The organism is Nocardia rhizosphaerihabitans, from assembly GCF_014646295.1.
GTDB classification, from domain to species: domain Bacteria; phylum Actinomycetota; class Actinomycetes; order Mycobacteriales; family Mycobacteriaceae; genus Nocardia; species Nocardia rhizosphaerihabitans.
Window position 1 is genome coordinate 80,093 of record NZ_BMNE01000002.1, and the last position, 16,564, is coordinate 96,656.

At 68.9% G+C, this 16,564-nt stretch carries 17 protein-coding genes; 8 read left to right on the forward strand and 9 right to left on the reverse strand.

The window, feature by feature from the left end:
• Nucleotides 1–16 precede the first annotated feature (16 nt).
• Nucleotides 17–2,221, reverse strand: coding sequence for an AAA family ATPase (locus tag IEY60_RS06810; RefSeq protein WP_189025211.1), 2,205 nt, complete (start codon nucleotides 2,219–2,221; stop codon nucleotides 17–19).
• 173 nt (nucleotides 2,222–2,394) lie between these two features.
• On the opposite strand from IEY60_RS06810, the gene IEY60_RS06815 reads away from it, so the two are divergent.
• On the forward strand, nucleotides 2,395–2,766 hold the full coding sequence (locus IEY60_RS06815; RefSeq protein ID WP_229739621.1) for a hypothetical protein: 372 nt from the start codon (nucleotides 2,395–2,397) through the stop codon (nucleotides 2,764–2,766).
• A gap of 71 nt (nucleotides 2,767–2,837) precedes the next feature.
• Here the strand turns inward: IEY60_RS06815 and IEY60_RS06820 are convergent, their stop codons facing one another.
• From IEY60_RS06820 to IEY60_RS06840, 5 genes are all read right to left on the reverse strand, one after another.
• On the reverse strand, nucleotides 2,838–3,191 hold the full coding sequence (locus IEY60_RS06820) for a UBP-type zinc finger domain-containing protein (protein ID WP_189025212.1): 354 nt from the start codon (nucleotides 3,189–3,191) through the stop codon (nucleotides 2,838–2,840).
• Nucleotides 3,191–4,651 carry an ATP-binding protein gene (locus IEY60_RS06825; protein ID WP_189025213.1) on the reverse strand — a complete coding sequence of 487 codons (1,461 nt, stop codon included), beginning with the start codon at nucleotides 4,649–4,651 and terminating at the stop codon, nucleotides 3,191–3,193. The genes IEY60_RS06820 and IEY60_RS06825 overlap by 1 nt, the downstream gene beginning before the upstream one ends.
• 8 nt (nucleotides 4,652–4,659) lie before the next feature.
• Nucleotides 4,660–6,327 (reverse strand): NAD(P)/FAD-dependent oxidoreductase, encoded by a 1,668-nt coding sequence (locus IEY60_RS06830; RefSeq protein WP_189025214.1) that lies wholly within the window; start codon nucleotides 6,325–6,327, stop codon nucleotides 4,660–4,662.
• A gap of 38 nt (nucleotides 6,328–6,365) precedes the next feature.
• The gene (locus IEY60_RS06835) at nucleotides 6,366–6,545 is read right to left on the reverse strand and encodes a hypothetical protein (RefSeq protein ID WP_189025216.1); all 180 of its coding nucleotides are present in this window, start codon (nucleotides 6,543–6,545) and stop codon (nucleotides 6,366–6,368) included.
• Nucleotides 6,546–6,732: 187 nt separating this feature from the next.
• A complete protein-coding gene (locus IEY60_RS06840; RefSeq protein ID WP_189025218.1) occupies nucleotides 6,733–7,761 on the reverse strand; it encodes a beta-ketoacyl-ACP synthase III in 1,029 nt (342 codons plus the stop codon).
• Between the two features lie 236 nt (nucleotides 7,762–7,997).
• Here IEY60_RS06840 and IEY60_RS06845 point away from each other — a divergent pair, with 236 nt between their 5' ends.
• The 3 genes from IEY60_RS06845 to IEY60_RS06855 all read left to right on the forward strand — a co-directional run bounded on the left by IEY60_RS06845 (nucleotide 7,998) and on the right by IEY60_RS06855 (nucleotide 9,925).
• On the forward strand, nucleotides 7,998–8,270 hold the full coding sequence (locus tag IEY60_RS06845) for a GlsB/YeaQ/YmgE family stress response membrane protein (RefSeq protein ID WP_189025220.1): 273 nt from the start codon (nucleotides 7,998–8,000) through the stop codon (nucleotides 8,268–8,270).
• A gap of 75 nt (nucleotides 8,271–8,345) precedes the next feature.
• Nucleotides 8,346–9,059: a phosphatidylserine decarboxylase gene (locus IEY60_RS06850; RefSeq protein WP_189025222.1), complete on the forward strand. Its 714-nt coding sequence runs from the start codon at nucleotides 8,346–8,348 to the stop codon at nucleotides 9,057–9,059.
• Complete coding sequence (locus tag IEY60_RS06855) at nucleotides 9,056–9,925, forward strand: CDP-alcohol phosphatidyltransferase family protein (RefSeq protein WP_189025224.1); 870 nt, start codon at nucleotides 9,056–9,058, stop codon at nucleotides 9,923–9,925. The genes IEY60_RS06850 and IEY60_RS06855 overlap by 4 nt, the downstream gene beginning before the upstream one ends.
• A 24-nt stretch (nucleotides 9,926–9,949) precedes the next feature.
• Here the strand turns inward: IEY60_RS06855 and IEY60_RS06860 are convergent, their stop codons facing one another.
• The gene (locus tag IEY60_RS06860) at nucleotides 9,950–11,194 is read right to left on the reverse strand and encodes a hypothetical protein (protein WP_229739622.1); all 1,245 of its coding nucleotides are present in this window, start codon (nucleotides 11,192–11,194) and stop codon (nucleotides 9,950–9,952) included.
• 72 nt (nucleotides 11,195–11,266) lie between these two features.
• Between IEY60_RS06860 and IEY60_RS06865 the strand changes: the two genes are divergently transcribed.
• Entirely contained in the window at nucleotides 11,267–11,998 is a 732-nt protein-coding gene (locus tag IEY60_RS06865; RefSeq protein ID WP_189025226.1) for a Clp protease N-terminal domain-containing protein, read from the forward strand.
• Nucleotides 11,999–12,241: 243 nt separating this feature from the next.
• The gene (gene groL / locus IEY60_RS06870; RefSeq protein ID WP_189025228.1) at nucleotides 12,242–13,867 is read left to right on the forward strand and encodes a chaperonin GroEL; all 1,626 of its coding nucleotides are present in this window, start codon (nucleotides 12,242–12,244) and stop codon (nucleotides 13,865–13,867) included.
• A gap of 121 nt (nucleotides 13,868–13,988) precedes the next feature.
• Here the strand turns inward: groL and IEY60_RS06875 are convergent, their stop codons facing one another.
• A complete protein-coding gene (locus tag IEY60_RS06875; RefSeq protein WP_268241458.1) occupies nucleotides 13,989–14,741 on the reverse strand; it encodes a DUF6585 family protein in 753 nt (250 codons plus the stop codon).
• A 157-nt stretch (nucleotides 14,742–14,898) separates the two neighbouring features.
• Nucleotides 14,899–15,480 carry a TetR/AcrR family transcriptional regulator gene (locus IEY60_RS06880; protein WP_229739624.1) on the reverse strand — a complete coding sequence of 194 codons (582 nt, stop codon included), beginning with the start codon at nucleotides 15,478–15,480 and terminating at the stop codon, nucleotides 14,899–14,901.
• Nucleotides 15,481–15,534: 54 nt separating this feature from the next.
• Here IEY60_RS06880 and IEY60_RS06885 point away from each other — a divergent pair, with 54 nt between their 5' ends.
• Both IEY60_RS06885 and IEY60_RS06890 read left to right on the forward strand, forming a co-directional pair.
• Nucleotides 15,535–15,903 (forward strand): DUF2867 domain-containing protein, encoded by a 369-nt coding sequence (locus tag IEY60_RS06885; RefSeq protein WP_189025234.1) that lies wholly within the window; start codon nucleotides 15,535–15,537, stop codon nucleotides 15,901–15,903.
• Complete coding sequence (locus tag IEY60_RS06890) at nucleotides 15,893–16,558, forward strand: molybdopterin-dependent oxidoreductase (RefSeq protein WP_189025236.1); 666 nt, start codon at nucleotides 15,893–15,895, stop codon at nucleotides 16,556–16,558. Before IEY60_RS06885 ends, IEY60_RS06890 begins: the two co-directional genes overlap by 11 nt.
• Nucleotides 16,559–16,564: the final 6 nt, after the last annotated feature.

Here is a 16,564-nt window from a genome sequence, read left to right on the forward strand (position 1 = left end):
GACGCGGGGTGGTGGGTCAAGCCCTGCTCTCGGCGTACCGGCGCAGCGACTCGACCTGGTCCGCATCGAGCGACGGCCGGACGGTGCGGCGCGCGGTGGCCACGTCGTCCGCGGTGACGTCGGCGGCCGCCATATCGCGGCGCAGGGCCGACAGCGCGGCCTCACGCAGCAGGGCGGCGCAGTCGGCGGCCGAGTAGCCGTCGAGGTCGGCGGCCAGTGCGGCCAGGTCGACGTCAGCCGCCAGCGGCACCGAGCGGCCCGCGGTGCGCAGGATGTCGAGCCGGGCGGCGGCGTCCGGCGGCGGCACGAACACCAGCCGGTCCAGCCGACCGGGGCGCAGCAGCGCCGGGTCGATCAGCTCGGGCCGGTTCGTCGCGGCGACGACGACCACGTCGCGCAGCGGTTCGACGCCGTCGAGTTCGGTGAGCAGCGCGGCGACCACCCGGTCCGAGACACCGGAGTCGCTGCTCTGGCCGCGGCGCGCGGCGAGCGCGTCGACCTCGTCGAGGAAGATCAGCGACGGCGCGGAATCCCGTGCGCGCTGGAACAATTCGCGGACAGCGCGCTCGGAGGAACCGACCCACTTGTCCATCAGCTCCGCGCCCTTCACCACGTGCACACTCAGCTGACCGGTCCCCGCCAGCGCGCGCACCAGGAACGTCTTGCCGCAGCCGGGCGGGCCGTAGAGCAGCACGCCACGCGGTGGGTCGATGCCGAGCCGGGCGAACGAATCGGGGTGGCGCAGCGGCCACAGCACCGCCTCGGTGAGAGCCTGCTTGGTCTCCACCATATCGCCGACGTCGTCCAGGTTGAGCGAGCCGATCGCCAATTCCTCTGTCCCCGAACGCGACAGCGGCCGGATGACATCCAGCGCGCCGACCAGATCGTCCTGGGTGAGCTCCGGCTCGGTCTGATCGCGGCTGGCCCGGCCCGCCGCCCTGACCGCGGCTTCCCGGCACAGCGCCGCGAGGTCGGCGACCACGAAACCCGGTGTCCGCGAAGCGATCATGTCGTAGTCGAGGGTCCCGGCTGGCACCTTGCGCAACAGTTGCTCGAGCAGTGCGCGCCGGACCACCGCGGTCGGCAGCGGCAGTGCCAGTTCGCGATCACAGAGATCCGGCCCGCGCAGTCGCGAATCCACCTGTGCGGGATGGGCAGTCGTGGCCAGCAGGGCGACGCACGGCGAGCGCATCGCGGCCCGCAACTGGTCGAGGATGAGGGTGGCGACCGGTTCGGCGTCGACGGGCAGCAGCGCGTCGATATCGGTGACAAGCAGGATCCCGCCCCGCCCGGCGGCGACATCGCCAACGGCCTCGGCGACCTCGCGCAACCGGGTGCCGCTCTCCATCGCGCCGACACTGGGCCCGTCGAGTTCGACGAGGCGGCGCGGCGCGGCGACCGCCCTGGCCAGCGTCGCCTTGCCGACCCCGGCCGGACCGGTGACCAGCACGCCCAGATGAGCGGGTGCGCCGAGCGTCTTCAGCAGTTCGGGTTCGTCCAGCGCCAGGCTCAGCCACTCGGCGAGCTTGGCCGCCTGCCCCTGTACCCCCGCCAGATCCTCGACCTGGATCGGCGCGCTCCCCGAACTCACCGACACCAGAGCGGCCGGGATTCCGTTCTCGTCGGCGTCGGAGTCGCGCTCCATGGCGTGCATGATCGCGGCCGCGCCGCGACCCCAGCCGACGGCCGAATTGGGTTGCACACTCACCGGTCCCGGCATCGGCTCGATCGCGGTGACGGTGAGCAGTTCGGTGGTCCAGGCGATGCCGAACGCGCGTGAGAGCGCCTGCGTCGCCGCCGCCGAACTGATGTCGGGGCCGAGATCGCGCGGCAGCAGCGACACCGTGTCGCCGACCGTCACGACCTTGCCCAGCAGCGCCTGCCGCAAGGTGGCCGCCGGAATACTGGCCGTCGCGTGCGCCGATCCGCTCAGCGAGATCTGCCTGGCGCCGTAGACGGTGACCGGCGCGACGGTGACCGCCGCGTTCTCCCGCAGCCCCACATTCGACAGCGTCACGTCGTCGAGCAGCGCCACCCCCGGCGGGGTGCCCGCGGGCGCCTTCGCCACCACCGCCGCTGTCCGGCGTGCCCCGGTCAGCCCGATGCCGTCCCATTCGCGCAGGCCGAGCGCGGTGAGCGTCTCGGGATGCAGACGCACCACCCCGCGCCGGGCGTCGGCTGCCGAGGGGTTGAGCCGGGCGGTGAGCGATAGTTCAGCCACTGTCCCATTCTGCCGCGTCCCGGCGAATCCGCTCGGACGATCAGGGATCGTTAGGCAGACCCCAAGGTCGGGGGCCGAAAGTGGCTGACATGACGAACCACCGCAACCAGCCGGTACGCTGCACCGGACGCGCCGGAGGTGCCGGCGCAACGACCCACCGGGGAAAGCTGCAGATGAATCGAATCTCCCTCGTCGTCCTGGCTGCTGGGGCGCTGTGCCTGACGGTGGCCGGATGCGGTTCCGACGACGCCACCGACGCGAACGGCCTGCGCAAGGGCACGCCGACCGCCAGCGCGAGCGCCACCACCAAGCCCGCCGCGACGACGGCCGCGCCCGCCGCCGGCGCCGCCATCACCTGTGCGCAGTTCAACGAGCTCGACACCGACGGCGAGAAGCAGGCGATCGAGCAGATCCTGGCGGCCCATCCCGGCGGCCCCTTCGAGGGCAGCCCGAACGTGGCGCTCGGTACCGCGAAGCTGGTCTGCCTCGCACCGGGCAACGCCGACAAGACCGTCGCCGAGGCCGCCGGGATCAAGCCCAGCTAGCGCAGCGGGCGCAGCCCTCGCCAGACCTGCGCACCGCCGGAGCGAAGGCGGAGGTACGCCTTAAGCGCTGCTCAGTGGACCAGTGACTGCCAGTTCGCCGGCACTCGGTCGGCCGGTCCCGGCACGGACTGGTCGATCGGGTGACTGGTCGGCGCCGCGAGTTCGGGCCCGCCGCTGTACATCTCGCTGGTGTGGAAGTTGTAGAACCAGTCCTCGCCCGGCTCGTAGCTCTGCATGAACGGGTGCCCGGTCGAGGCGAAATGCTTCGACGCGTGCTGACTCGGCGAGCTGTCACAGCACCCGACGTGCCCGCATTCGGCGCAGCGCCGCAGATGCACCCACCAGCCGCCCGCGGCGTCGCACTCCGCGCAACCGGCCCCGCTGGGCGGCGCCGTCGGGTCGATTCCTTCGAACTCTTCAGACATCACTGATCTCCTGTGTTCGACGGTGTGCTGTCGTTGTCCGCCTGGGGGTCCAGCGGCAAGCGGACGATGAAACGGGTGTTGCCCGGTTCGGATTCGACCCGGATATCGCCATTGTGCTTGTTGACCACGATCCGGAACGAGATGTCGAGGCCGAGTCCGGTGCCGTCGCCGACCGGTTTGGTGGTGAAGAACGGCTCGAAGATCCGGCCCCTGACCTCGGGCGCGATGCCAGGTCCGGTATCACCGATCTCGACGGCGGCGCAGTCGTTCTCCTTGTAGGTGCGCACGGTCAGCGTGCCGGTGCCGCCCATCGCGTAGACCGCGTTGTCGATGAGGTTGGTCCACACCTGGTTGAGTTCGGCGGCGAAGCAGGGGATCGGCGGCAGCGCCCGGTCGTAGTCCTTGATCACCTGCACGCCGTCGCCGAGCTTGCGGTTGAGCATCACCAGCGTGGAGTCGAGCAGCTCGTGCAGGTCGACCACCTGGTAGGGCGCGCGGTCCATCTGCGAGTACTGCTTGGCGGCGCCGACCAGGGTGGAGATGCGGGCCGTCGAGTCGGCGACCTCGTTCATCAGCAGCTCGGTCTCGATGGTGTAGTTCAGCCAGCGGATCGCGCCCTCGAACACCTGCGTCTGGCAGGCCTCGAGCGTCGCGTGCACGCCTTCGAGCCAGTCGATGTCGAGACCGGCCTGCACGAAGGTCGGCGCGAGGTTCCAGCCGTCGGCGATGCCGTGCTCGTCGAACCAGTCGGCGAGCCCGTCCTCGCGGTCGGCCGCCTCCAGCGGGGACAGCTCGGGCGCCTTGGCGACCTGCTCGGCGGCCTGCTCCTGCAGTTCGACCAGCTTCACGAACGCTTCGGGCGTGAACTTGCCCTCGGCCATCATCTTGAGCTTGTGCCGCATGCCCGCGACGCGTTCACGCAGGCCCGCGGTGGCGCGGACGGCGGCGGCGGCCGGATTGTTGAGCTCGTGGGTCAGCCCGGCCGACAGCGAACCCAACGCCAGCAGCCGTTCCCGTTCCGCGATCCGCTGACCCGTCTTCTGCCCGCCGAAGAACGCGCCCTCGAGCAGGTGCACCGCCATCGGGAACCAGTCGGTGATCATGCGCGCGAAGTCGGCGGCCGCCAGCACCAGGAACCGGGACCGCCGCAGGACATACATCGAGCCCGCGTAGTCCTGGCTCACCTTGTCGCCGAGGTAGGCCGTCCACGCGCCCGCGTACACGCCGCGGTGGTCGGTGCGGTTGATCTCGATCTCGGTGCCGCCGGACAGCTTCGTCAGCCGCACCTCGCCGTCGATCAGCACGTAGAAGCAGGTGGCGGGCTCGCCCTCGCGATACACCGGGCCCGGGTCGATGTACTCGATCCGGCCCGCGTCGCACAGCTGCGCCAGCTGGTCGTCGTCGAGCTTCTCGAACAGGAACAGCGTGCGCAGTTCGTTCGGATCGCAGATCAGGGTCATTCCCGCTCCTACGCCAGGTACCTATGGACGAGCATGACGGCCATCGCGCCCTCGCCGACCGCGGAGGCCACCCGCTTGGCGGATTCGGCATGCACGTCACCGGCGACGAACACGCCGGGCACGCTGGTCTCGAGGTGGTGCGGCGGCCGTGGCAGCTCCCAGCCCGGCGGGCGGGCGCCGTCGATCATCAGGTCGGGACCGGCGAGCACATAGCCCGCCTCGTCCCTGGTGACGACGCCGTCGAGCCAGCCGGTCTGCGGCGCGGCGCCGATGAACAGGAACAACCGCTGCGCGTCGACCTTGTCCTCGGTGCCGGTCCGGTTGTCGCGCAGGATGATCCGCTCCAGGTGATCGTCACCGTCGACGCCGACCACCTCGGTCTCGGTGTGCACCACGATGTTCGGGATCTGCGCGATCTGCTGGATCAGATAGTGCGACATCGACTTCTCCAGCGCGTCGGCACGGACCACGATGTGCACGCGACGAGCGTTGCGGGACAGGAACACCGCCGCCTGCCCGGCAGAGTTGGCGCCGCCGACGATGTAGACGTCCTGCTCGGCGCAGTCGGCCGCCTCGGTCATCGCCGAGCCGTAATACACACCGCGTCCGGAGAATTCGTCGACACCCGGCGCCGGATGACGCCGGTAGTCGACGCCGGTGGCGATGAGCACCGTGTGCGCGCACAGCTTGCCGCCGTCGGCGAAACGCACCGTGCGCGCCGACCCGTTGACCTCGAGCCCGACGACATCGCGGGTGGTGATGATCTCCGCGCCGAACTTGGCCGCCTGCCTGCGCGCCCGGTCGGCCAGCTGCGCACCGGACAACCCGTCGGGAAAGCCCAGGTAGTTCTCGATCCGCGAACTCTGCCCGGCCTGCCCACCGGTGGCGGTGCGCTCCACCAGCACCGTGCGCAGACCCTCGGACGCGCCGTACACCGCGGCGCCGAGCCCGGCCGGTCCGCCGCCGACGACGATCAGATCGTAGAAGTCGCCGCTCGGTTCGACGGCGAGCCCGACGTTTTCGGCGAGCTCGCTGTCACTGGGCTGGATCAGGGCGGTGCCCGCGGCGGTGATCACCACCGGACAGGTCAGCGGATCGGCGCCCGCCGCCTCCAGCAGCCGGGCGCCCTCCGGCTCGTCCAGGGGGTACCAGCGGTACGGCAACTGATTGCGCGCCAAGAACTCTCGCACCTGCGACGACCGCGGCGACCAGCGATCGCCGACGACCTTCGTCTCGTGCACCGGTCGCTGTTCGGCACTGCGCCAGGCATCGAGCAGCCCGTCGAGGACCGGGTAGAGCTTCTCCTCCGGCGGGTCCCACGGCTTGAGCAGATAGTGGTCGAGATCGATGACATTGATCGCGTCGATCGCGGCATTGGTGTCGGCGTAGGCGGTCAGCAGGACCCGGCGGGCGTAGGGATGCAGGTCCATCGCCTGCTCCAGGAATTCGATGCCGTCCATGCCGGGCATCCGGTAGTCGGCGATCAGAACCGCGACCGGCTGGCCGCGCAGCTTCATCTCCCGCAGCGCCTCGAGCGCCTGCGGTCCCGATTCGGCCCGCAGAATCCGGTAGTCCGCGCCGTAGCGGCGGCGCAGATCGCGCACCACCGCCCGGGAGACACCGGGGTCGTCGTCAACGCTCAGAATGGCCGGTTTGGTTACCGCTGGAGTGCTCACCCGTAGAAGTATCCTCCTCGCCGGAGGGACGGCGGTGGTCAGAGCTGGTGGTGCAGCACCAGGTCGAGTTCGCTGGGGGTGAGCAGGCGTTCGAGGCGTTCGTCGCGTTTACGGCGGGTGAACGCGGCGCGCAGCGCGAAGCTGTCGTCCGGTTCGATGGTAGGCAGCAAGGGGACGTCGTTGATGTGCCTGCGTGGCAGGAATGAGCGCAGTTTCACGGCCGATCACCTCGGGGTTGACGACGGGAACGCTGGGCTGAGCATCGTCGGTCAGCAACGTCGGTAGCGAAGAGTTTGCCAGCCTGTCCGGGTTGGTGCAAGTGGGACAGGGTGGACACGGCGAGCCCGCCGCTCGATGGCCTGCTCGGGGCAGGCCACCGCAGCGGTGGGCTCGGTTGCTGGTCGGCTATTTCCAGGCAGGCAGGGTGACAACCTGTGCGGCGTAGGACAGTCCGGCGCCGAAGGCGATCAGCAGGGCCGTATCGCCCGGCTTCGACTCGCCCTTGCGTAGCAAGGCCTCCATGGCCAGCGGAATCGATGCTGCCGAGGTGTTGCCGGCTTCCTCGATGTCGTTGGCCAGTGCGCAGTCCTCGGGCAGTTTCAGCACCCTGGCCATGATCTCGATGATCCGGCCGTTGGCCTGGTGCGGGATCATCGCGTCCAGCTGGTCGGTGGTCAGGCCCGCACGGTCGATCGCGTCGCGGCAGACCTTCTCCAGCGAGTGCGCCGCCCAGCGGAACACCGCGGTGCCCTCCATCGCGAGGTAGGGGCGGACGGCGTCGGTGCCCTTCTCATCGATTTCGGCGAAGAACTCCATCCAGTCCTTGTTCTGGCGGATGGCGTGGTGCTGGGTGCCGTCCGAGCCCCACACGGTCGGGCCGATGCCCTGTTCCTCGGCCGGGCCGACGATGACAGCACCCGCGCCGTCGGCGAACAGGAACGCCGTCGCGCGGTCGGTGAAATCAACGGTGTTGGTGAGCTTCTCGACCCCGATCACCAGCACGTTCTTCGACGTGCCTGCGCGCACGAGATCCGAGGCCATCGCCAGCGCGTGACAGAACCCGGCGCAGCCCGCCGAGATGTCGAACGCGGCCGCGCCGGTCATGCCGAGATCGGTGGCGATCTGCGGCCCGATGGCGGGGGTGAGTAGTAGATGTGTCGAGGTTGCGACGATGACGCAGTCGACCTGGTCGGCGGCCACACCGGACGAAGCCAGCGCGCCTTGTGCGGCGGCGACACTCATGCTCTGGATGGTTTCGTCGGCGGAGGCGAAGCGCCTGGATTTGATTCCCGATCTGGTGCGGATCCACTCGTCACTCGAGTCGATCGGACCCGCGACCTCGTCGTTCGTGACCACCCGGGCGGGGCGATAGACGCCCAAACCGAGAATCGCGGTGTGCTCAGCTCCAGTCGTCTGGGCGATTCGAGCAGCCATTATGCGTCTCCTCTGTACCTGTCAACCTGCGGTTGCCCGCTGGGTGTACCCGAAGCATCGAAATCCGTCGCTCATCACCCATGACTCCCGCATGGACAACATGTGAACGTGCAGACATGAGGCGTCCTCATATTAACGGCATCGGTCCGCTAAGTCGTGTCATATGTCACAACTGTTACGGGGTACCTTGGAGACAAGGCGATTGCTCGCCGACCCATCGAGGGAACGAGGACACCATGCTTGGACTCGGGATAATCAGTTGGATCATCATCGGCGGCCTCGCCGGTTGGATTGCGAGCAAGTTCATGAAGACCGACGCGCAGCAGGGGATCCTGCTCAATATCGTCGTCGGAATCGTCGGTGGCCTGCTCGGCGGCTTCCTGCTCAGCCTCTTCGGCGTCGACGTCGAGGGCGCAGGCTGGATCTTCAGTTTCTTCACCTGTCTGGCGGGCGCCTGCATCCTGCTGTTCCTGGTGAAGCTGTTCACAGGACGTAAAGCGGCACACTGACCACGGGTGGAAGCGGTGGGGTTCCCGTAAGGTGTGAACGCTTGCGTTGTCGTCACATCATGAAAGAGGGAGCCCGTGGCACGCCGCCCCACCCCGCCCGGCACGCCCGACACCACCGCCGTCGGCCACATGGTCGACCTGGTGCGGGCCGCTGTACCTCCGCTGCACCCCGCCGGCCTGCCGTTTGTCGCGGTGCCGCTGGCGGTCGCGGTCGTCGGCGGCCGGAACAAATGGGTGCGCCGGGCTGGTCTGTCCGCCGCTGCCGCCTGTGCCGCCTTCTTCCGGCATCCGCACCGGGTGCCGCCGAACCGGCCCGGCATCGTCGTCGCGCCCGCCGACGGTGAGGTCGCCCTCGTCGATACCGCGGTGCCGCCCGCCGAGCTCGGACTCGGCGATCAGCCGCTGCCGCGCGTCAGCATCTTCCTGTCCGTGCTCGATGTGCACGTGCAGCGTGTTCCCGTGTCCGGGACCGTGCGCGAGGTGCTGCACCAGCCCGGCAAGTTCCTCTCGGCCGATCTGCCCGAGGCCAGCGACGCCAACGAGCGCAACAGCATGCTCATCGATACCGCCGACGGCAAGCAGGTCGTCGTCGTGCAGATCGCCGGTCTGCTGGCGCGCCGCATCGTCTGCGACGCGCGCGTCGGCGATGTGCTCACCATCGGCGACACCTACGGCCTGATCCGGTTCGGCTCCCGCGTCGACACCTATTTCCCGGTCGGCACCGAACTGCTGGTCGCGCCCGGCCAGCGCACGATCGGGGCCGAGACCGTCCTGGCTGTGCTGGGATGATCGAACAGGCCGCACGCCGTAAGCGCCCGCGCTCGGTGCGGTTGCTGCCCAGCGTCGTCACCATCCTCGCGCTGTGTGCGGGCCTGTCCGCGGTGAAATTCGGGCTCGACGGCGAGCTGGACGTGGCGCTGGCCATGGTCGGCGCCGCCGCCGTGCTCGACACCCTCGACGGCCGCCTGGCCAGGATGCTCGACGCCACGAGCAAGATGGGCGCCGAACTGGACTCGCTCTCGGACGCGATCTCCTTCGGCGTCGCCCCCGCGCTCGTTCTCTATGTCACCCTGCTCGACGGCTACAGCGCGGGCTGGATCGTGGCCCTGCTGTTCGCGGTGAGCCTGGTGCTGCGCCTGGCCCGGTTCAACACCCTGCTGGACGACGACTCCCGCCCGAACTGGGCGCGGGAGTACTTCGTCGGCGTGCCCGCGCCGGCTGGCGCGTTGATCGCGCTGGTCCCGATCGCGCTGAAGGTGCAGTTCGGCGACGGCTGGTGGGACGGTTTCGCCTTCGTCGCCGCCTGGACGATCTTCGCCGCGCTGCTGTGCGTGAGCACCATCCCGACCCTGGCGATGAAGTCGGTGTCGGTCGCTCCCCAGGCGGCCGCGGGCCTGCTGGTGCTGACGGCCCTGGCCGCCGCCCTGCTGGTGACCTACCCGATCGTCCTGCTGCTCATCCTGGTCGCCCTCTACCTGGCGCACATCCCGTTCGCCTGGCGCTCGGCGCGCTGGGTCGCGGCGCGCCCGGAGACCTGGCAGCACAAGCCGGCCGAGCGGCGGGCCCAGCGGCGGGCACAGAGCCGGATCCCGCAGATCCGCCGTCCGGCGATCCGCGGGTCGGCGCGGCTGCGGTTACGTCGTCCGCGCGACTGAGGCTTCCCCAGGGCAGCGGTCCGATCACGGCCGCTGCCTGGGGGCGTCGCCGCCCAGCGCCGCGACGAGTCTCCTTGTCCAGGGGGCAACGGCGATCAGAACGAGCACGATCAACCACGGCGCCCGCCACCACCAACGCAGGCCGACCTCGTCGACCGGCGGTTCCCCGGTCAGCAGCCGAGCCGTCGACGACCACACCACGAACGCGTCCCCGATCGGCACCAGCCCGAACGCATACCGCTTCGACCCGGGCAGACCGACCGGCAGCCCGAGCAGTTCGCCTTCGGCGCCGATCGCGGTGGCCAGCTCGCTGTCACCGTTCACCCGGGCGGCCCCCAGCCCGACCACGGTGGCGGACAAGCTGATTCCGGCGACAAGCGGCCCCGAATCCACATCACCGACGCCGTCGGCCCCCTTCGGGTATTCGCGCAAAGCGGGCCCGAAACCGCCCGGATAGGCCAGGTACTGCTCGCGATACAGGGCGTACTGACTGCGCGCGAAGGCTGGATCAATCTCCGGCAGGAACCGGTGGATCACCGACTGCGAGGTCGCCCGCGCACCATCGAGCTGGGACCCGTCCGGCGAAACCTCGTGCGGCATCAGCCCGGTCGCCGGATCCAGCCGACTCTGCACTGCCCCGAGCCATCGTGCCGTCACCGCACCGAACTTGTCGTCGAACAACTGGTCGTGCAATCGCAGCGAAGCCACGGCCACCGTGGAATCGACCGGCCACGCCTGTCCCCGATAGGCCTGCAAGAACGGCGTCTCCGAGGCGGCGAAAGCCTGTGCGATCTCCGCACTGTGCGCGGAAAAGCGCTCCACCTCAGCGGAATCAGACGCGTCGAGCGACAGAATCGCCCCACGCAACCAGTTGGTCCATCCTGCCCAGAACGCCCCATACGCGGGCTGCAACGTCGGGCTGAACACCGCCCGTCCCTCCGCGGACACCAATCGGTCCAGCGCCCAACGAGATTCGCGCAGCGCTTCGTCGTGAAGGCTGGGATCGGTGTGCGCCGCCTGCACCCACGAGATGCCGTAGAGCGCGTTCAGAAAGAAGTGCCCCTCCGGAAACTGCCCCTGCGCAGCGACATCCGCCCCATCGTCGAGCGCGTTCCGGACAAACGCCAGCTGCCGCTCGGTCGACTCGGGCTGGTCATCGATTCCCGGTTGCGGCCACAGGAACCGGCCCATGCCGACCACGCAGGCCACCGTCACGGCAATCCCCACAATGCGCAGGCCCCACCGGGCCGAGCGCTGAAGTCTCCCCATGCCGACACTCTGCCACCGATTGTTCGTCAACTAACGGTTGACGATCCCAAGACGTCAACCTAGAGTTGACGCATGAGCACTCCGAAAATCCGTCTCGACGACCTGATCGACGGAATCAAGAAGGCCCGCCCCGACAACGTCCTCGAACAGCTGACCGACGCCGTGGTCGTCGCCGACCACATGGGCGAGGTCGCCGATCACCTGATCGGCCACTTCGTCGACCAGGCCCGCCGCTCCGGCGCCTCCTGGACCGATATCGGCGCCAGCATCGGCGTCACCAAGCAGGCCGCGCAGAAGCGCTTCGTCCCCAAGCGGCCCGGCGACACCGCGGCCATGGACCCGCAGGCCGGTTTCGCCAAGTTCACCGAACGCGCCCGGCAGGTTGTCGTCGGCTCCCAGGAGGCCGCCCGCGAGGCGGGCAATGGTCAGATCGCGATCGGTCACCTGATCCTCGGCCTGATCCGCCAGTCCGAGGGCTTGGCCGCCAAGGAGATCGAGGCCCGTGGCGTCACCCTGGAGTCGGTCCAGCAGGCGGCCACCGCGTCGCTGCCGCCCGCGGGCGGGGAGATCCCCGCGCTCATCCCGTTCGACGGTGAGACGAAAAAGGTCCTCGAACTGACCTTTCGCGAGGCGCTGCGCCTCGGCCACAACTACATCGGCACCGAACACATCCTGCTGGCGTTGCTCGAGCAGGAGAACGGCACGGGCGTGCTCAGTGATCTCGGCCTGGACAAGGCTGTGGTAGAAGCCGAACTCGTCGAGCTGCTGAATCAGTTCCTGGCGGCGCCGCAGGACGAGTCCTGACCCGCGGGGCGCGCCCGGTGTACTCCTCCGCGCCGGGCGCGACCTTGCACTCTCATCACCCGAGTGCTAAAAATGGCTTGGCACTCGCGTCTGTTGAGTGCCAGGTCGGGACGGTGAGGCCGGGTTCCATCGACACCCTCGGTCGTCCGTCGCGGGCACCGCACCTGGCCAGCGTACTTTGGGGCGATCCAACCTGTGGTCGTCTCGTGTGTCAGCCATAGACATGTGGAGGATCTCAACGCAATGGCCAAGACAATTGCGTACGACGAAGAGGCCCGTCGCGGTCTCGAGCGGGGTCTGAACGCCCTCGCCGACGCTGTCAAGGTGACGCTGGGCCCGAAGGGTCGCAACGTCGTGCTCGAGAAGAAGTGGGGCGCCCCCACGATCACCAACGATGGTGTGTCCATCGCCAAGGAGATCGACCTCGAGGACCCGTACGAGAAGATCGGCGCCGAGCTGGTCAAGGAAGTCGCCAAGAAGACCGACGACGTCGCGGGCGACGGCACCACCACCGCTACCGTGCTCGCCCAGGCGCTCGTGCGTGAGGGTCTGCGCAACGTCGCGGCCGGCGCGAACCCGCTGGGCCTGAAGCGCGGCATCGAGAAGGCCGTCGAGGCCGTCACCGCCAGGCTGCTCGACACCGCCAAGGAGGTCGAGACCAAGGAGCAGATCGCTGCCACCGCCGGTATCTCGGCGGGCGACGCGTCCATCGGTGAGCTCATCGCCGAGGCCATGGACAAGGTCGGCAAGGAAGGCGTCATCACCGTCGAGGAGAGCAACACCTTCGGTCTCCAGCTGGAGCTCACCGAGGGCATGCGCTTCGACAAGGGCTACATCTCCGGTTACTTCGTGACCGACCCCGAGCGTCAGGAAGCGGTCCTCGAGGACCCGTACATCCTGCTGGTGTCGGCCAAGATCTCGACCGTCAAGGACCTGCTGCCGCTGCTGGAGAAGGTCATCCAGGCCGGCAAGCCGCTGCTGATCATCGCCGAGGACGTCGAGGGCGAGGCCCTGTCGACCCTGGTCGTGAACAAGATCCGTGGCACCTTCAAGTCCGTCGCCGTCAAGGCGCCCGGCTTCGGTGACCGCCGCAAGGCGCAGCTCGCCGACATCGCCATCCTGACCGGTGGCGAGGTCATCAGCGAAGAGGTCGGCCTCTCCCTGGAGACCGCCGGTCTGGAGCTGCTGGGCCAGGCCCGCAAGGTCGTCGTCACCAAGGACGAGACCACCATCGTCGAGGGCGCCGGCGACGCGGAGGCCATCAAGGGCCGCGTTGCGCAGATCCGCACCGAGATCGAGAACTCGGACTCGGACTACGACCGTGAGAAGCTGCAGGAGCGCCTGGCCAAGCTGGCCGGCGGTGTCGCGGTGATCAAGGCCGGTGCCGCCACCGAGGTCGAGCTCAAGGAGCGCAAGCACCGCATCGAAGATGCCGTGCGCAACGCCAAGGCTGCCGTCGAAGAGGGCATCGTCGCCGGTGGTGGCGTCGCCCTGCTGCAGGCCGCCCCCGCGCTGGACGGCTTCAGCGGCCTGTCGGCCGACGAGGCCACCGGTGTCAACATCGTGCGCGTCGCGCTGTCGGCCCCGCTGAAGCAGATCGCCTTCAACGCCGGCCTCGAGCCCGGCGTCGTCGCCGAGAAGGTCTCCAACCTCCCCGAGGGCGAAGGCCTGAACGCCGACTCCGGCGTCTACGAGAACCTGCTGGCCGCCGGCGTTGCCGACCCGGTCAAGGTCACCCGTTCGGCCCTGCAGAACGCGGCCTCCATCGCGGCCCTGTTCCTCACCACCGAGGCCGTCGTCGCCGACAAGCCGGAGAAGGCCGCCCCCGCGGGCGACCCCACCGGTGGCATGGGCGGCATGGACTTCTGATCCCCCCGGATCACTAGTTCCCGCAAGTCACGAAGGCCGGTCCACTCTCCGAGTGGACCGGCCTTCGGTCTGTCACAGGGGCAAGAAGGATTTCGCGTAACGCGGTGGCGCGGACGCTGTCTCACCCCACCGGGGTCAACCGCAGCCGCTCCGCGAGTTCGTTGAAGATGTAGAAGTTGGGGATGGCGCCTACCGGGGTGAGGGAGCGCCAGGTGCCGGTGAGTTTGATGCGGATGTGGCCGCTGCGGGCGTCGATGAGCTGGATGTTCTCCCAGGGGAAGGATTCGCCCTGGAAGTGGAGGGCGTCGAGGGAGAGGCCGACTTCGCCGAAAGTCACGGTGTCGCCGTTGTCGATGGCGGCGACGGCGGCGGGGAGTTGGGTTGCGGTGACGGCGGATTGGATGGCTCGGGCCCATTCGCGGGCGCGGGCGAAGCCTTCTTCGTCGATGGTGGCTTCGACGCTGCCTGGTCCGGTGAGCGCGAGATAGTAGGACACCGCGGTGGTGTCGTGGAAGGGGATCATCTGCTGGCGCACTTCGGTGCTGTCCCAGCGGAATCCGGCGACGCGCTGGCCGGAGCGGTAGACGGTGACGCCGTGGTCGAACAGGTCGATGCGGGCGGCGCGGTTCTGCCGGTTGAGGATTCCGCGACGGAAGGCCAGCAGGACCGGGAGCGCGGCGATCACGAGCAGCGCGACACCGCCCTGCCAGGCGCCGACGGCGGTGCAGATGACGCCGATGGTGGCGATGCTGCCCGCGACGATGCCGCAGCCGCGGACGAACGTGTCGTCGGCGGGGGTCGCGAGGTAGGTATCACGGTGCGCGCCGAGCTGCTGGTACTCCGCCATCAGGTGTATCAGCTGCGTCAACGGCACTCTATGCCGGACTTCGGCTACGTCCTCCGGCCTGTTCGGAGTGATCACTCGTCCCTCCATGAGGCGTTTTCATCCGCGGCGAAGCGTATTCGACGAGGCCGATTACCGCCACTGGTGGGCCGACAATGCGGTAAAGCCAGCTGGACATGCGACTGTTTCAACGCTGCGGATCGAGCAGCCGCGAGACCACCGCGTCCACCAGTTCGTCGGTGGCGGGCAAGGTCTGCGGCGCGATCCTGGCCAGCTGATTGAACCCGTGATAGATGCTGACGGCCACGCTCGCCCGGGTGTGGGCCTGCGGATCGGGCACCCCGAGCAGCCGCAATTGCGCGGCGACATAATCGATCCGGCGTTCGGCGACCCGCTTCATCGCGGCGGCGACGGCGGGCTGATCCACCGAGGCGAGCAGCGCGAGATCCTCCCTGCCCTGCGCGGCGTACTCGATGACGTGGGTGAACAGTTGCCGCAATCGCTCGGCGGGCCCTGGCAATTGGTCGAGCTCGTCGATGACGTCCTGCGTCCCGCGCTGCTCCCACCGCGCGAGCACAGCCTCGACCAGCGCGGCCCGATCCTTGAAATGCCAGTAGAAGCTGCCCTTGGTCGCCCCGAGCCGTTTCGCCAGCGGTTCGACCGCCACCGCGGCCAGCCCGCCTTCGCCCAGGGCGTCCAGCGCGGCCTGTGCCCAGTCGTCGGCGGTCAACCTGCGCCCGGCCGACTTCACGTTCTCCTCTTGCGGCATCCCCATACGCTACCGTATGGTCAAATCCATACGGGACAGTATGGAGGTTTGACCATGCCGATCGTTTCGGCCCCGCTCGCCACCGCGGCCATCGCCGATCCCGACTACGCCGACGCCTATTCCGTCGACGTGCCGCCCGGCGCCGGCACCGACCCCGCCGCCTGGACGCGGGCGATCTTCGGCGGCAACGCCTTTCCCGAGCAGGCGGTGTCCGACACCGAACATCTCACCGGTAGAGCCATGCCGATGCTCGACTTCGTCGCCTCGGTGCGCGTGGTCGACGGCCGGGCAACGCTGACAACGCTGGTGCGATACCGCAATCCGCTGGGGCGCCTGTATTTCACGTTCGTCCGTCCCGTCCATCGCCTGCTGGTGCCGCGAATGGTGGCCCGCGCGGGGCGGAGGATGCGCGATGCCGGGTGAACTGCCGCCGGGCCAGCGGCCCGCACCGCACGAACCGTTCGGCCTGCCTCAATTCGGCGGTGTCCGAGCACTTTCCGGACCGGGCCATCGAGTCTCGGTCGGCGGAACCGCACGCCACCCCGCCCAGTTCGGCATCGAGGAATTGCTCGGCGCCGGCGAGCGGCGCACCCAATCCAGCGACCTGCACTGCGTCACCACCTGGAGTGCCGTCGGATTGGAATGGGAGGGAGTGCGTTTCGCCGACGTGTACCGCTTGCTGGCCGAGCTGGTCGTCCCGCATCCCGGCGCCCGCTGGGTCCGGTTCACCGGCCTCGACGGCTACTCGTCGACCATGCTCCTCGACGACGCCCTCGCCGCCGATGTCCTGCTCGCGGACCGCCTCTCGGGCGCCGAACTCACCGACCGATTCGGCGCTCCGCTGCGGCTGGTCGCTCCGGCCCACTACGGGTACAAGAACGTGAAGCAGGTGTGCGCCATCGATTTCCTGCGGTCCTACGACCCGGGGCAGGCCAGGATCATTTCCCACCCGCGCGGTCGTGTCGACCTGGAGGAGCGGGGACGATTGCTGCCGGGATGGTTCTGGCGCAGGGTGTGGCCGGGTCAGGTCGAGCGCGTGCGCGCCCTGTTCCGTGCCGACCTGTCGGCACCGCGCTGACCAGGC

What these genes read in the sequence shown, in the direction of transcription:
- IEY60_RS06815 (WP_229739621.1), top strand. Translation starts at nt 2,395, where the DNA reads ATGAATCGAATCTCCCTCGTCGTCCTGGCTGCTGGGGCGCTGTGCCTG.
- IEY60_RS06820 (WP_189025212.1), bottom strand. Translation starts at nt 3,191, where the DNA reads ATGTCTGAAGAGTTCGAAGGAATCGACCCGACGGCGCCGCCCAGCGGG.
- IEY60_RS06825 (WP_189025213.1), bottom strand. Translation starts at nt 4,651, where the DNA reads ATGACCCTGATCTGCGATCCGAACGAACTGCGCACGCTGTTCCTGTTC.
- IEY60_RS06840 (WP_189025218.1), bottom strand. Translation starts at nt 7,761, where the DNA reads ATGGCTGCTCGAATCGCCCAGACGACTGGAGCTGAGCACACCGCGATT.
- IEY60_RS06845 (WP_189025220.1), top strand. Translation starts at nt 7,998, where the DNA reads ATGCTTGGACTCGGGATAATCAGTTGGATCATCATCGGCGGCCTCGCC.
- IEY60_RS06855 (WP_189025224.1), top strand. Translation starts at nt 9,056, where the DNA reads ATGATCGAACAGGCCGCACGCCGTAAGCGCCCGCGCTCGGTGCGGTTG.
- IEY60_RS06860 (WP_229739622.1), bottom strand. Translation starts at nt 11,194, where the DNA reads ATGGGGAGACTTCAGCGCTCGGCCCGGTGGGGCCTGCGCATTGTGGGG.
- IEY60_RS06865 (WP_189025226.1), top strand. Translation starts at nt 11,267, where the DNA reads ATGAGCACTCCGAAAATCCGTCTCGACGACCTGATCGACGGAATCAAG.
- groL (WP_189025228.1), top strand. Translation starts at nt 12,242, where the DNA reads ATGGCCAAGACAATTGCGTACGACGAAGAGGCCCGTCGCGGTCTCGAG.
- IEY60_RS06880 (WP_229739624.1), bottom strand. Translation starts at nt 15,480, where the DNA reads ATGCCGCAAGAGGAGAACGTGAAGTCGGCCGGGCGCAGGTTGACCGCC.
- IEY60_RS06885 (WP_189025234.1), top strand. Translation starts at nt 15,535, where the DNA reads ATGCCGATCGTTTCGGCCCCGCTCGCCACCGCGGCCATCGCCGATCCC.
- IEY60_RS06890 (WP_189025236.1), top strand. Translation starts at nt 15,893, where the DNA reads ATGCCGGGTGAACTGCCGCCGGGCCAGCGGCCCGCACCGCACGAACCG.